Raw genomic sequence first — 15,425 nt, 5'->3', positions numbered from 1 at the left:
AATTCCAGCCGTTGCTGTCCCATGACGGGCCGACAAACGCGTATGGATTGGCAAGCGGGTGTCGAGGCCCGTCACTTGCCATCGAGGTCACTGTGTCCAACGGCTCTCTCATCACTGCTACCCAGGTCCTCTAATGCCACATCCCAATGCCCTTCTGGAGAAACTCGCCAGCAGTTCCTCGCGCCTGAACAAGAGCCTGCTGGTGCTCGGAGCCCTGTTGTTGCTGTTGCTGGGCATCAGCTATGTGGGGGTGACGCGCATGATCGAAGAGCGGCGCGAAACCTTGCAGTTTCACTTCGCCCGGCTGATGGAGAATGTCCACGAACAGGAAGTGTTCCTGCAGGATATCGCCCGGGAAAGCGTCAAGAGCGAACGGCTGCCCAGTCTCATGTTGCCACCCTACTCACAAAAACCCCTGCCCGAGGAAGGGCCGAATATTTACGAGGGCCGCGGCCTGCCGTTTTCGCTGCCCTATAGCTTGAAGATCAATACGGACAGGATTGCCCCCAGCCAATACCCGAAGATCTTTGCGCTGGGTACTCATTTGGCGGCCTATTACAGCGCATTCTGGTCGGCCTCGCACTATCAGTCGCCCCAAGTCGCCCTGATCAATGGCCCCGACAATTTTGACCTTGCCGTACCCTCCACCGGGCGTTTGCGCGGTCCGGGACGGATACCGATGCCTATGGGCGATCTGATCGATGCGATGACCCGCTTGAACAAGCGCCTGCGCGGGCAGAACTCACCATTGCCAGATTTTCAGGTGCACTGGGAACCCTATGTCTCTTCCAATGACGACAAGAGCGCCCCCACCCTGCTGGCGTACGTGAGTATCAACCTGGCGAAAACCGCATTGACCGTCGAGGGCGCCGATACCTGGGTGGTGCTGGGCTCGCTGATGAACCTGTCTCAGGTCAACAACATCGAGCGGTTGATGCAGTGGTCGATCTACGATGACTTCACCTTGATCACCCCTCGTGGCGTGGTATTGACCGGAGCTCTGAAACCCGGCGAGGTGCTGGATGAAGGGGTGAACTTCAACCGCGACGGCCTGGTGTTCAAACTGAGCAGCCCCGGGGAGCATCACTGGACGGCGATCTACTTCATCAGCCTGCGCAGCTTCCTCGATTACGCGCTGTGGCCATTGCTTGGCCTGGTCGCGCTGGTGCTTGCGCTGCTCGGTTGCAGTCGGGCGATCAATCGCTGGTACCAGGCCCGGGTCATCCTGCCCGCGCAGAGCGCCCACGCCAGCATCGCTGAAAGCGAGGCGTTCAGCCGCACGGTGATCGATACGGCGCCGACCGGCCTGTGCGTGATTCGCCGCAGCGATCACCAGGTGCTGCTGGAAAACCAGCGCGCCCAGCAATGGCACGACAACGGCCAACTGATGAGCTTGCTCACGCCCCTTACGGGCCCCGGTCATGCCGATCTTGAAATCAATGGGCGCCACTTGCATGTTGCCTTCGTGCCCACCCGCTATCAGGGCCAGGACGCCTGGTTATGTGCGTTGCATGACGTGACCCGGCATGTCGAAGATGCAGCGGCGCTGGAAGAGGCGCGCCAGGCCGCCGACTCGGCAAACCAGGCCAAAAGCCGTTTCCTCGCCACCATGAGCCACGAGATCCGTACTCCCCTGTACGGCGTGCTGGGAACTCTGGAGCTGCTTGGCCTGACCTCGCTCGCCCCGCGCCAGCAGGATTACCTGCACACCATCCAGCGCTCCTCCGCCACGTTGTTCCAACTGGTCAGCGATGTACTGGATGTGTCGAAAATCGAAGCCGGACAGATGACCCTCGAACTTGAGGATTTCTGCCCGCTGGAGCTGACCGAAGACACCGTGCGCACCTACAGCGCCTTCGCCCGATCCAAGGGCCTGCTGCTCTATGCCTGCATCGACCAGGCGCTGCCGGACCGGTTGCGCGGTGACCCGATACGGATTCGCCAGATCCTCAACAACTTGTTGAGCAACGCCATCAAGTTCACCGATAACGGTCGCGTGGTGCTGCGGGTTCAGTTGCTGGAAAGCGACGACGGCCGTGCCCATGTGCAATGGCAAGTCAGCGATTCGGGAAAGGGGATTACCCAGGCGCAACAACAGCAACTGTTCGACCCTTTCTATCAGGTCAACGACGCCAACGCGCAAGCCGGTGCCGGATTGGGACTGGCCATTTGCAAATGGCTGTGCGAGTTGATGGCGGGCCAGTTGAACGTGGTCAGCGAGCCCGGGCTCGGCAGCAGTTTCATCCTTCAACTCTCGCTGGAACACGCACCCGGTGAGCTGGCCGATTGCCCTGTGTTCGGCCCCGGCAGCGCCGCCGTCTATGTGCGTGCAAAGGTCGCTGAACAGGCCCAACACCTGATGGCCTGGCTCAAGCGTTTTGGCCTCGACTGCCACCCGCTGACGGCCGGTACACCAGTGTCATCGGCACTGCTGGTAGAGCTTTGCTCGCTGGCCAATACCGCGGCCTGGCCGGGTCCGAAGGTCGTCGCCACGGCGGATGGCCCCAACCCTTCGCAATTACGCGGTACCGTCCGAGAAGTCGACGCCCATGATGTCCGCGCGATCGCCTGGGCGATTTACCAGGCCCAGCACGGCGCTCGCACCGACAGCCAACCTTCGTCGCCGGATACCCCCCGGCAGTTGAATCTGCAAGTGCTAGTGGCGGAAGACAATGTGATCAACTCGGCGATCATCAAGGAGCAACTGGAAGTGCTGGGCTGCTCGGTGGTCGTCGCGGCCAATGGCGAGCTTGCCCTGGCGCAGTGGTCGCCCGGACGTTTCGATCTGCTGCTGACCGACGTCAATATGCCGGTCATGAACGGCTACCAATTGACCACGGCGTTGCGACAACTGGATCAGGCCTTGCCGATTATCGGCGTCACCGCCAACGCCTTGCGCGAAGAAGGCGAGCGCTGCGCTAGCGTCGGCATGAACGCCTGGATGGTCAAGCCGCTGAACCTCGCCACCCTGCGCGCGCACCTGGAAAGACATTGCAAAATCGCCCTACCGGCGACCAGCGTTGCGCCTCTAAAGCTGTCATCGAACATGCGCGAACTCTTTGTCACGACGCTACGCCAGGACATGCAGGTCACGCTGACGGCACTGGACAACGCCGATGCCCATCGCGTGGCGCAACAGCTGCACAGCATGGCCGGTGCATTGGGTGCGGTACAGCTCGAGGAACTGGCCACAACCTTCGTCGAGCTGGAGTGTCGCCTGAACGGCATGAGCGTGACCAGCGCCCTGGACCTGGAGGTGCGCCAGAATCTGGCTCGATTGAAAGACCTGCTGGACACCCTTGAATAATTTCAATGCGGATAATCAGCCATGGAAACCCTCAAGGTTGCCATTGCCAATGACCACCCCATCGTCCTGGGGGGGTACGAGAGCTGGTTGAGCGTGGCCAATGCTTGCGCGCTGATGGAATACCTGACGCGGCACTTCCCCAACGTGCTGGTGCTGGCGCTGACGATAATTTCCAACCCGCTGAGCCTGACGCGCCTGCAAGAGATCGTGGCAAGCCGGTGCGCAGCAGTGCCGAGCGTTTTACTCATTTGTTGCTAAAGGAACATAAAATAGTGCGTTGATTTGTTCCGGGAGTGGGAGTCAGCAACAATTGACTTAAGAGCGAAAAGATAACAAGCATTCAAAAACTCTTGCCACGAGCAAACTTGGCGCCAACAGCAACCATACACTTCTGGATTACTAACATAACTAGAAAAAACTCAAACCAATAGACAACTACATTCCAGCTGCAATTAACTTCTAGGAATCGTCTGATGTACCACCAAAAAATCGCGTTATATCGTGTTGTTGTTTTAAACCTAACCACTGGAAAACAACATGAAAAAGCTAACTCGCGCACTTCTCGCCCTTTCAATCATCGCCGCCGCTGGCAACGCCCTGGCAGATGACCCCGTCCAGGCCGGTAGTGGCACTATCAACTTCACCGGCACCATCAACAACGATGCCTGCTCCGTTGAAGGCGCTGGCAAGGGTAAAACCATAGCGGTCGAAATGGGCGAAGTGTCGATCAAAGACATGGGCACTCCCAGCGCGCCTAAAGGCAACGGCACACTGAACGTCGAAAACTTCAGCATGAAGATCAACTGCAACGCCGGTACTAAGGTCGCAATGATCTTCAAACCAACCTCGGGCGCAGGTTCGGGTCTCGTGCCCGGTACCAAGGTGCTTCGTCTGATTGACGGTCTGGGGGCTGCGAAAGGTATCGGCATTGCGCTGCTTGACTCCAATGGCGAGGTGATCGACCTCCGCACGGCAAGCACCGCAAAGATCGAAAACTCTCTGCAAGACAGCAACGCCACCCTCAAATTCTCCGCAGCCTACGTAACCACCGGCACTCCGGCACAGGCTGTTGCCGGTCGTGGCGACGCCACCCTACCGTTCACGCTGCAATACGAATAATCCGCGCGAACACACAAGCCCGGTGCGGGGCCGGTCGGCCCCGCATCCTCATTCACTTGCGCGGTAGCCCTCATGTTTTATCGTCACTCACTATCCTTTTGTGCAGGCCTGCTGAGCCTGTTCATGGTCAATCAGGCCATGGCCGGAATTTCCTTGAGCAGCACCCGGCTGATTTTCGACGGCCAGCACAAGGAGGCCGGAATCACCGTGCGCAACAGCGGTGAAGACGTGTTGATCCAGTCGTGGATCGACACCGACTCCAGCGAAACCGCAGCAGTACCCTTTGCCGTCACGCCGCCACTGGTGCGCGTCAGCGGCGACGAACAGCAAATATTGCGGGTGATCTACGAAGGCACGGGCATGCCATCCGACCGCGAGTCGGTGGTGTGGCTCAATGTGCAAGAGATCCCTCAAGCGGCGAAATCCAAGAACACCTTGCAACTGGCCGTGCGTCAGCGCATCAAGGTGTTCTTCCGCCCGGCAGGCCTGAAAAACAACGCCTATCTGGCACCGAGCGAACTGACCTGGCGCCTGACAGAACAAGCCGGCAAGCACCTGTTGGTGGTGAACAACCCTGGCCGGTATCACGTGTCGATTGCCGAAATCACACTTCAATCCGGCACCGTCAGTGAGCAACCCGTTGAATCAATGATGATTGCCCCCGGCGAGCAAAAAAGCTTCCCCCTTAAACAACTTCACAACGCCAATACAGCCCGTCTTTTATTCAAAAGCATTAATGATTATGGCGCACAAGATCGTTATGGAGCACAAATTTCCAACAGTGCCGATACCCGAGCCAGTTTGAATAAACAAACCCCATAACTTAAGCGCCGCTGTGACGGCTGAACTTCCACTGTATTTCTCTTCGCTCCGTTAGTTCGTATCGGAGGTGATATGGGGTTCCTGCATGTTTTTACTCAAGCGCGACAGATGGGCGCCATTTTCGATTGTTCTGTTATTCAGCACCACCTGCGTGGCCGATGACGATGAACAGTTCAATACCTCGTTTCTCCTAGGCGCACCATCTTCTGTGGATCTGCAACCATTGCTCGCCAGCAGTCGTGTGCTGCCCGGCATCTATCGGGTGGACCTGTACGGCAACGAAACGCTGGTCGGCCGCCGCGACATCGATTTTCGTCGCCCTCCCGGCACGAGCAAGGTCGAGGCCTGCCTGACTCTGGAAATAGTGCAGCAACTGGGGGTCGACATCGGCAAGCTGCAAGCCAGCGGCAAACTGAGCAGCGATGATCCCGATGCCTGCCTGGACTTGCCCGCCTTGATCGATCACGCCAGCGTGCGTTACGACGTACCCCGTCTGCGCTTGATCGTCAGTGTTCCGCAACGCGCCATGGTGCGTGGCCGACGTGGTTATGTCGACTCGGCCCTATGGGACGAAGGCGTTCCCGCCGCATTCATCAACTATCAGTTGAGCAGCAGCCGCAACGGCACTCGGGGTGAAAATACCCTGTCCAACAACATCGGCCTGCGCAACGGCATCAACCTCGGCGCCTGGCGCTTGCGTAACGAATCGAACTTCAGCAGCAGCACCGGCCGCCCCAGCACATTCAAAAGTAACCGCAGCTATCTGCAACATGACGTGACTGCCCTGAAGGGCCAGTTCAGCGCCGGGGATATTTTTTCAGATGCCGACCTGTTCGACAGCGTGCGCTATCGCGGCCTGAAACTGGCGTCCGACGACGGCATGCGTGCCGACAGCGAGCGCGGTTATGCGCCAATCATTCGCGGCATTGCGCAGTCCAGCGCCACCGTGGAGATTCGCCAGGACAGCTACCTCCTCTACACCGCCAACGTGCCGCCGGGGCCATTCGAGATCAGCGATATCTACCCCAGCGGCTCCAACGGCGACCTGGAAGTGACGATTATCGAAGCCGATGGCCGCCGCCGGGTGACGGTGCAGGCATTTTCCAGCCTGCCGATCATGGTCCGTGAGGGCCAGTTGAAGTACAGCGTCTCGGCCGGCCGGTACAACAGCAACAGCGTTGACCAGAAGTCACCGCAATTTGTCAGCAGCACCCTGGCATACGGCATCAGCAGTAACTTGTCCGGGATCGTCGGGGTGCAGGCCTCGGAAAACTTCAAGGCGCTGTCCGTGGGGACTGGCCGCAATACAACTATCGGTGCCGTCTCGCTGGACTTGACCCACTCCATGAGCAGCACTTTCGGCAAAACCATCACCGGCAACAGCCTGCGCGCGCTGTATGCGAAGACGTTCACCGGCACCGACACCAACTTCACCCTCGCCGCCTATCGCTACTCGACCGAGGGCTATCGCACCCTCACCGAGCACGTCGAGGAACTGAGCAACGACGGTCAGAAGCGTATCGGCAACTCGAAAACCCGTACCGACCTGACCGTCAACCAGAGCCTGGGCCGAAACCAGCGATACGGCAGCGCCTACATCAACGCCAGCGACCAGCGTTACTGGGGACGCGGGGGCTCGCAAAGCCTGTCGGCGGGTTACAGCAACTATTGGGGCGATGTGAGCTACAACCTCGGCGCCACCTACTCCAAGGATGTCGGCAACTACGGGCCGGCGAACAATGACACACTGGTGAACCTGTCCATATCGTTCCCGCTGGGCTCCAAGCCTCGTGCACCCCGCGCCTTCGTCTCGGCCAGCACGCAGAAATCCAGCGATACCACGCAAATGGGCATCAACGGCTATCTGGCGCAAGACAGCGACACCTATTACTCAGTGCAAGCCGGCAACAGCAGCAACGGCGGCAGCTCCGGCTCAGTCAACCTCAGCACCCGCACCTCATTTATGGATATCAGCGCCGGTTACAGCCAGGGGCGCGGTTACAACGCGCAAAACCTTAACCTGTCGGGTTCGATCGTCGGCCATGCCGGCGGAATCAACCTGGGACAAACCGTGGGCGAAACGTTCGCGCTGGCGCAAGTCGAAGGCGCAGAAGGGGTGAAAGGGGTGAAAATCGGCAGCTTCTCCGGAGCCAGGACCGGCAGCAACGGCTTCGCCGTGATCCCCAATGCGCAGCCCTATCGCGTGAACTGGATCAACCTCGACACTCGAGACCTGGGCGCCGATATCGAGATCGACAGTGGGACCCGGCAAGTGGTGCCACGTCGTGGTGCCGTGGTGCTGGCGCGTTACACCAGCAAGACCGGACGGCGGGTGCAGTTTGCGCTGTTCGACGCCAAGCACCAGCCGATTCCGTTTGGCGCGTCGCTCGAGGACAGCACTGGCAAACAGTTGGCGATCTCTGACCCTGGTGGCAAGGCTCTGGCACTGGTTGAAGCCGACACCGGTACCCTGACTATCCACTGGCAGGGCCAGAGGTGTGAAGCGCCTTATGCCTTGCCCGAACGCGACAAGGCGCTGAACTATGAGCGGGCGAACCTGGTGTGCCGCCCCTGATTCCTCAGAAATCGCGCTTGTAAAAGATATCCAGGGAGCTGGCGAAACCGCTCGCCGCTTCCAGATAGACCTTCTTGCTCAGCTTGTAACGCAGAGCGATGGTACTGGCGGGCTCAAAGACCCCGACGCCATAGCGCAGGCTGAGCCTTTCGGAAATGGCGCCGCTGGCCACCACGCTGGTGTTGTTGCCGCTGCCCTGGGTATCGAGTTGGAAGTCTTGAATGCCCAGGTTCTTGGCAATGCCTCCGGTCAGTTCCGAGCTGCCCATCAGCCCCAGCCCTAGAGCCGCCTGGGCCAGCATGTTGTTGTCTTCACCGGTGGACGTCAGCGGGCGCCCCAGAACCAGATAGGACAGCGCCTGTTCCTGGCTCATGGCCGGTTCCGAAAATATCTGCGTCGCCGGTTGCTCGGCGCTGCCGCTCAGGCGGATGCCGGCAATCACGTCGTCAGTCTGGCGCACGGCCTCGATGTCCAGGTAAGGCTGGTCGATGGGGCCAGCAAACAGCAGCCGCGCACGACGCACGGTCAAGCGCTGGCCGTAGGCCCGATAGCGGCCGTCGTTGAGCCACAGTTCACCGCGGGTATCCATATTGTCACCAATGTGCACGTGCCCCTGCAGGTTGGCAGTCAGGCCGAAACCGCTGAAGGCCAGCTTGTCCTGGCCCACCTCCACATCGATGTTCATAGCCATGGCCATGGGCTTTTTGCCGTCGTCGGTCTGCTGGCCGACGATCACCGTGTCGTCGGAGACCTTGACCGTCGAGGGCGGCAATTCGCGCACGGTGATCTGGCCCTTGGGGATCAGCACCTTGCCAGCAATCGCCAGCTTTTCCTCCTGCAGCGAGATCTTCAGGTCCGGCGCCACCTCCAGCGCCGCATAGGGCTCCACCGTCACCGGCAGTTGGGTGCCCTTGAGGCTCAGGTCCACCAATAGCGCCCGGCCCCAAGCGATGTTGCCATTGAGGCTGCCCTGCCCGGCCTTGCCGCTTTTCCAGCCGCCGTTGAGCTGCACGCTCTCGCCAGCGATCTGCGCGCTCAGTTGCAGGTCTTCAAGGCTGATGGGCAACTCGGAGCCGGACACCTCGCCCCCGGACAACTGCACGTTGCCGTTGACCTGAGGCGCCAGCAGGCCGCCAGACAAACGACCGCTGCCATTGAGGCTGCCGCTGAGCTTTTCCACCATGGGCACGAACGGCCGCGCCACGGACAGATCCAGGCCGCTGAGGCGGAAATCACCGGACAGCGGTTTGCTTTTCGGCAAGGGATTGATCTGCGCCTGGAGCATCAGCTCACCCAGTTTGCCGCCGTTGAACTGCAACTGCGTGTCGATGCGCCTCGGGGTGAGTCGGGTATTGAGCTTCAATGCCTGATAGGGGAAATCCAGCCACTGGTCCTTTTCCTTGACCCGCAGGGTACCACCGCTGGCGTCCAGCATGATCTGGCCCTGGGGCCCGCTGGCCGGCAAGTCCAATTGCACATCGGCATTGAGCATGCCCTTCCAGGCGAAATCCTTGGGCAACCACTGCGCCAGGCTGTCGAGGGGAAAACGCTTGAGGTGATAACGCAGTTTCGGGTCCGGCATCAGCCGCTGGTCTTCACCGCACAGGCTGGCATCGCCGCTGGCCCAGCAGTGGGCACCGAAGTTCAGCGTGCCGTTGGCCAGCCGCTCAAGCCGGGCCGGGTTCTGCAGCTTCCAGTCCTGGCCGCCGGTCTGTACATCGCCGCTGGCCAGGCGCCCGCGCCAGCTGCCCTGGTCCAGGGCGCCATCCAGGCCCAGGGCCAGTTTCAACAGCGGTCCTTGCAGGTCCAGTTGCAGTTTCTGTTTCTTGATGTCGCCCTGGCCGGCCAGGGTCAGGGTCCCCAACTGCGTGTCGCCCAGTTGAATCCCGCTGCCCTTGAGGTCCACCTGGGCCTTTTGCGCGCCATCCAGAGTGGCGTCCAACTTGAGGTTCTGCAGGCGGTTTTCGGCAAAGGCCAGTTGCTGCCCAGCCAGGTCCAGCTTGCCCTGTGGCGCCTTGAGAGTGCCGGCCAGGTCCAGTCGACCGTTGAGCTGCCCACGCAACTCGGGCCAGAGCTGACCCAGGCGCGGCATCTTGATATCCAGCTGGCCGGTGATCTTCTGTTGCAGGCTGCCGGAGCCGTTGATCCGGTTGTCTCCCAGGCGGATGTCCAGCGCGCCCAGGGTCCATTGCTCGTCCGCTCCGTCGGCCTTGGCCTGGAGAACCGCCGGCTGTCCGCGCAAGCGTCCCTTGAGGTCGAGGTTGGCATTGAGCTTGAGTTGCTGGTTCTTCATTTCGCCCTGGCTGCGCAGGGGGCCGGCCAGGGTTCCGGGCAGCTCCGCCACCCAGTACGCGGGGTTGATGGCCGACAGATCCAGGGCGGTATCCCAGGCAATGCCGTCGGCGAACTGCAGGTTCAGGTGGCCCTCGGCCTTGCCCTGGCCCGCCGCCAGCTTGAACTGCGGCAGATAGATTTTCGTCAGGTCGCCGCTGAACGGGCTGCTCAGGCTGAACGCGCCTGCCGGGCCGTCCAGGTCGCCCTTGAAGTTGCCCAGGTAGTTACCGTCACGGTAAGCCACTTCGGCATCAAAACTGCGGACCCGCACCGCCGGCTCGTCAATCAGCGGATACAGACGGTGCCAGGGGAAGTCCAGCCAGGCCAGCTTGGCCTCGGCGGCAAAACCTTCGCTCCAGTCCAGTTGCCCACTGAGCTTGAGGTGTTGCTTGTCGTTGGCGCTCAGGTCCAGGGCGGCAATCTGTGCGCCCTTGGCGTCGACCTTGCCTTGCAGCAACAGGGCCACCGGGCCCTGCTCCGCCGGCAGGCTGGCCTTGCCGGCGAGCTGGTAGCCGCTTTTCAGGTCGCCCCTGCCAGTCAGCTCCAGCTGATCCAGTTGCAGGGTGTCCGGCAGATCGGCGCTGGCCTTGAACCCATCGGCAGTGATTCGCACCTGGGCTGGCAGGTTCTCCACCAGGGGCTGCACCTGGCCGCTCAATTGCCCTTGCAGGTAGCCACGGCTGTCGGCATTGAGCTGCAGAGTCTTGAGCAGGTCGCCTTCAACCTTCAACGCCAGGGACCAGGGGCCACCGCCGGGAGCGGGCAAGCCGAGGTTGCCTTGGGCGGTCAGGGGCCAGTCGCCACTGGGTTGCAGCAGCCCGGAAAGGTCCAGACTCAGGTCATCGCGCTTTAGGTGCAAAGAGTCGATCTGCAGGCCTTGGGCAGTCCAGTGCGCCGCCAGCTGCAGGGTCTTGAGTTCTTCACTGCCATTGAACAGCAGGCTGCCCACACGCACTTGCCCCAACTCGATGGCCAACGGCAGCTTCAGTTCCGGCAGGCTGATGGGCTCCGAACTGGTTTCGGTTTCGCCGCTCGGAGGGAACAGCAGGCTGACCTGATCGGCTTCCAACTGCTCGATGCACAGGGTCATGCGCAGCAGGCAGCCGGGCGACCAGGTGAACTGCACGGCATTGAGCTCGACCCGGTTGCCCTCCTGTTGCCAGAGCAGATGATCGGCGCTCCAGTGCCCGCCAAGGCGGCCCTCGAAATTTTCCAGGGTCAGCCCCGGCACTCGCGCCAGGGCCCAGCGGCTGCCAGCCTGGGTTCCGAGTACGCTGGCCACGGCCAGAATGATCAGGATCACCAGCGCAACAATCGCCAGCAGCGTTATCTTCAAACCACGCTTCAAAGCTCTGGCCCCATGGAAAAGTGCAAGCGGATGCCGCCATCGTCATTCATCGCGTGGGCCAGGTCGACCCGGATCGGTCCCACTGGCGAAACCCAGCGTACGCCGACGCCCACCCCGGTCTTGAGGTTAGGCAGCTCCAGCTTGTTGAAAGAGTTGCCCTGGTCGACAAAGGTCGCGATCCGCCATTTCTCGGCGATCGAATACTGGTACTCGACGCTACCGGCCACCATGTAGCGGCCGCCGATGCGATCGCCTTCGGAGTTTTCCGGTGACAGGGTCTGATAGTCGTAGCCCCGAACGCTCTGGTCGCCACCGGCAAAGAAGCGCAAGGACGGCGGAATCGACTTGTAGCCATTGGTGGCACTGCCACCGAACTGCACTCGCCCGAGAAAGCGGTGATTGTCCCAGACCGTGGTCAGGCCCTTGAGCAGCACCGTGCCATACAGCAGGTTGGTGTCGGAACCGACCCCTTCCTTGGCCAGCTTGGTGTCGAACTGAATGCGATAGCCGTTATGCGGGTCGATGCGATTGTCGCTGCGCAGGTAGGAATAAGTCAGGCCAGGCATCAGCAGATTACTCAGGCCCGAGTCGTCCCCGAGGCGATATTCCTCTCGCTGATACTTCAGCGACAGTACCCGCTGCCAGCCGCTGGGCAACTTGCTGTGCCACTCGGGACCGATGGTGAGCAACTTACTCAGGGTATCGGTGCCGGCAATCTCTTCATTCTGGTAACCACCGGCGAACCGCAGCTTGTCGGTCAGAGGCGGGTCCAGGGGAATGTCGTACCACAGGCCGACGTTCTGCCGCGGGGCAGAAACTTCCGCCTCCCAGCCGTAACTGTGGCCCTGGGGGTTGACCCAGTGCCGGGTCCAGTTGGCCTTGACCCGCGGCCCCACGTCGGTGGAATAGCCGAGGCCGAGGCCCATGGTCCGGGGCTTGCGGGTTTCCAGCTGGACCGCCACCGGAATCACCTCGTGCTCGGCGGCAGTAGGCGCGGCGTCCACCCGCACGCCCTCGAAGTAGCCGCTCGACTGCAGGGCCTGGTTGAGTTCGGCAATCAGTTCGGAGTCATAGGGCGCGCCGGCCTTGAACGGCACCATGCGCCGCAACAGGTCTTCATCGAACAGGGAGTCGCCGCTAAAGCTGACCTTGCCCAGCGCGTAGCGCGGGCCGCTGTCATAGACCAGGTCGATGTCCGCGACACCTGCCTGGGGGTCCACCGACAGTTTCTGCTGGGTAAAGCGCCCGCTGAAAAAGCCATAGCGCGAAGCCTGGTTCTGGATCAGGCGCTTGGCGTCTTCGTAATGGCCATGATTGAGCACGGCACCAGGCTTGAGCTGGTCGCCGTCGGGAAGGCGAAACGACTTGAGGGAAGCCGCCGGGCCTTCGACCCGGACTGTCACGTTGCGCAGGTGCACCGGTTCGCCGGGGTCGATCCGCAACGTCAAGCGCGGTTTGTCACCGCCACGCACCTCACTCTGGATATGCGGTTGGTAGTAGCCCAGGGCCTGGGCGGCTTTCTTCGCCTGCTCCTCGGCGCCCCGGCTGAACCGCAGCAGGGCTTCTTCATCGCGATCGCCGACACTGCCAATGTAACCCTCCACATTGGCCTTCAACTCGTCATTGGCGGGCTTGACCCTGACATCCAATTCGCTCTGCGCCAGCGCCGCACAGCTTGTGAACAACAGCAAAAAGCCGCTGGTAAATCTTCCTGGAAACTTCATAGGCGCGGATGCTATCACGAGCTTGGGAGGGCGATAGAGCGCTCAGGTGCACGGAAAGTTCTATATCAGGCTGTTGCTCTTTGTAAGTGCTGCGGGTTGGGGTGAAAAAATACGTGCTCACGCACCGGCCCCACCGCAATCTCACCGATCTCTTCATAGCCCTGACGCTTGTAGAACTCCAGGTAACGCGGATTGCCGGTGTCCAGCACCACACCCTGGGAATGCTCGTCCACGGCGCACCAGTTGTGCACCGCCGCCAGCAATTGCTCGCCGAAATGCTGGCCCTGAAACTGCGGATGTACCCCCAGCAGCGGCAGCACATGCACCGCATCATTGGGCAGGCAGGCCTGCACCGCCTGGTGATACTCCAGATAGCGCTGGGTGCAGCGAAACCCGGTGCTGAGCACCATGCGCAGGCGCCAGGCCCAACTTTCGGTGATGCCCAGGCGCCGTTGCGGCGGCGCGATCAGGGCGATACCGATCAGCCGGTCATTGACCAGCAGGCCGATGGCCGGCAGGTCCTGAAGAAAATGCTGCTTCACCAATTCGCGCACTGTGGCTCGTACCCGCTGTTCGTAGCCGGGGCGATCGGCTTCGAAAATGAAGCCGAAGGTCGGCTCATGGCGGTAGGCCTGGTACAGCAGCGACCGCGCTTCGCGGGAATAGCCGCTGTCGAGCTGGTGAATATCGGCGATGACATTGGAGGAATCAGGCATGACGGTCACTCTCCCCTGGACCCGGCTCAAATGGCCGCGTTCTTGTTATTACGAGCCCTGCGCGCCGCTGATCGTTCCCGCGCCCCAGGGACATTAGCAGCGCATCCGCCACGCCGCCACGCTGGCCGGCCCGGGCGTTGTCAGCTAGCATCGCTGTTTTGCCAGGACCGCCGACCATGAAAATCGTCTCGTTCAATATCAACGGGCTGCGTGCCCGCCCCCATCAGCTGGCGGCGCTGATCGACAAACACCAGCCGGACGTGATCGGCCTGCAGGAAACCAAGGTCGCCGACGAACAGTTCCCTCTTGCCGACATCCAGGCCCTGGGCTACCACGTGCATTACCACGGCCAGAAAGGCCATTACGGCGTAGCCCTGCTCTCGCGCCAGGCACCGTTGGCCCTGCATAAAGGCTTTGAAGGTGACGACGAAGACGCCCAGCGGCGCTTTATCTGGGGCACCTTCGCCGATGCCAACGGCACCCCGGTGACCATCATGAACGGCTACTTCCCCCAGGGCGAAAGCCGCGACCATCCCACCAAATTCCCGGCCAAAGAGCGCTTCTACCAGGATCTGCAGCACCTGCTGGAAAGCCGTTTCAGCAATGACCAGCCCCTGGTGGTGATGGGCGATGTGAACATTTCCCCGGAAGATTGCGACATTGGCATCGGCGCCGAGAACGCCAAGCGCTGGCTGAAGACCGGCAAATGCAGCTTCCTGCCGGAAGAGCGCGAGTGGATGGCCCGCCTGAAGAACTGGGGCCTGGTGGACAGCTTTCGTCACCTGAACCCCGAGGTGAACGACCGCTTCAGCTGGTTCGACTACCGCAGCCGCGGCTTCGAGGATGAGCCCAAGCGCGGCCTGCGCATCGACCTGATCATGGCTTCCCAGGGGCTGTTGCCACGGGTCAAGGACGCTGGGGTCGACTATGAACTGCGAGGCATGGAAAAACCTTCGGACCATGCGCCGATCTGGCTCGAACTGGGCTGATCGACAGGCACAAAAAAGCCCATCTGCCGATGGGCTTTTTTTTGCGGTTACAACTGTATGTGCTCGACCCGCTCCGTGGTACCGGCACTGGCGATAGCGCTGATGGCGCTCTCGAGGGTGGCTTCCGAATCGTACAAGTGGCTGACCAGAATCACTTCCTTACCGGACTTGAGCTTGAAAAAAGGTTTGCCGCCCGACGAAATTTTCTTGACGTAGCGTTCCGGGGAAGCGCAGTGTGCGCGGAACAGGCCGAGCGCCGCCTCGGCACTGTCCCGGCAAGGGTAGCGGTCGCTTTGAAGCATGGTCTGCGCCTCCTTTGTCTTCAGCAAGAATCTGCATGCACCACTGCCATACTGCTTCAGCTCGAACCAGGCACTCATTTGTAACTCCTTTGCACACTACGAAATAGCAGCTCAACACTGCCGAGGCATCCGCGGGGGATGACGCGTTGGCAGTCGCCCCAATCCCCGCCAGACAAAGTTGCCCACTCT

At 61.0% G+C, this 15,425-nt stretch carries 10 protein-coding genes; 6 read left to right on the top strand and 4 right to left on the bottom strand.

All coding sequences use genetic code 11. The features are described 5' to 3' along the window. Window positions 1-133 precede the first annotated feature (133 nt). The 5 genes from F6S12_RS08085 (at window position 134) to F6S12_RS08065 (ending at window position 7,823) form a co-directional block, all read left to right on the top strand. Complete coding sequence (locus F6S12_RS08085; RefSeq protein WP_315868829.1) at window positions 134-3,307, top strand: hybrid sensor histidine kinase/response regulator; 3,174 nt, start codon at window positions 134-136, stop codon at window positions 3,305-3,307. 21 nt (window positions 3,308-3,328) lie between these two features. Further along, window positions 3,329-3,565: a hypothetical protein gene (locus tag F6S12_RS08080; protein WP_015636306.1), complete on the top strand. Its 237-nt coding sequence runs from the start codon at window positions 3,329-3,331 to the stop codon at window positions 3,563-3,565. A gap of 279 nt (window positions 3,566-3,844) precedes the next feature. Next, complete coding sequence (locus F6S12_RS08075) at window positions 3,845-4,426, top strand: fimbrial protein (RefSeq protein WP_077934495.1); 582 nt, start codon at window positions 3,845-3,847, stop codon at window positions 4,424-4,426. Window positions 4,427-4,498: 72 nt separating this feature from the next. Then, entirely contained in the window at window positions 4,499-5,248 is a 750-nt protein-coding gene (locus F6S12_RS08070; RefSeq protein WP_015636308.1) for a molecular chaperone, read from the top strand. 85 nt (window positions 5,249-5,333) lie between these two features. Continuing rightward, window positions 5,334-7,823 carry a fimbria/pilus outer membrane usher protein gene (locus F6S12_RS08065; RefSeq protein WP_015636309.1) on the top strand — a complete coding sequence of 830 codons (2,490 nt, stop codon included), beginning with the start codon at window positions 5,334-5,336 and terminating at the stop codon, window positions 7,821-7,823. Window positions 7,824-7,827: 4 nt separating this feature from the next. Here the strand turns inward: F6S12_RS08065 and F6S12_RS08060 are convergent, their stop codons facing one another. The 3 genes from F6S12_RS08060 to F6S12_RS08050 all read right to left on the bottom strand — a co-directional run bounded on the left by F6S12_RS08060 (window position 7,828) and on the right by F6S12_RS08050 (window position 13,945). Continuing rightward, window positions 7,828-11,505, bottom strand: coding sequence for a translocation/assembly module TamB domain-containing protein (locus tag F6S12_RS08060; RefSeq protein ID WP_315868828.1), 3,678 nt, complete (start codon window positions 11,503-11,505; stop codon window positions 7,828-7,830). After that, window positions 11,502-13,229, bottom strand: coding sequence for an autotransporter assembly complex protein TamA (locus F6S12_RS08055; RefSeq protein ID WP_015636311.1), 1,728 nt, complete (start codon window positions 13,227-13,229; stop codon window positions 11,502-11,504). The genes F6S12_RS08060 and F6S12_RS08055 overlap by 4 nt, the downstream gene beginning before the upstream one ends. 65 nt (window positions 13,230-13,294) lie before the next feature. Further along, window positions 13,295-13,945: a GNAT family N-acetyltransferase gene (locus F6S12_RS08050; RefSeq protein WP_011062214.1), complete on the bottom strand. Its 651-nt coding sequence runs from the start codon at window positions 13,943-13,945 to the stop codon at window positions 13,295-13,297. Between the two features lie 176 nt (window positions 13,946-14,121). Between F6S12_RS08050 and xthA the strand changes: the two genes are divergently transcribed. Continuing rightward, the gene (xthA, locus tag F6S12_RS08045; protein WP_011062215.1) at window positions 14,122-14,934 is read left to right on the top strand and encodes an exodeoxyribonuclease III; all 813 of its coding nucleotides are present in this window, start codon (window positions 14,122-14,124) and stop codon (window positions 14,932-14,934) included. Window positions 14,935-14,981: 47 nt separating this feature from the next. On the opposite strand, the gene F6S12_RS08040 is transcribed toward xthA, so the two are convergent. Next, the gene (locus F6S12_RS08040; protein WP_011062216.1) at window positions 14,982-15,314 is read right to left on the bottom strand and encodes a YegP family protein; all 333 of its coding nucleotides are present in this window, start codon (window positions 15,312-15,314) and stop codon (window positions 14,982-14,984) included. Window positions 15,315-15,425 lie beyond the last annotated feature (111 nt).

Source organism: Pseudomonas sp. JV245A (assembly GCF_032424515.1).
Classification (GTDB): Bacteria; Pseudomonadota; Gammaproteobacteria; order Pseudomonadales; family Pseudomonadaceae; genus Aquipseudomonas; species Aquipseudomonas protegens.
This window is presented reverse-complemented; position numbering and strand designations above follow the sequence as displayed.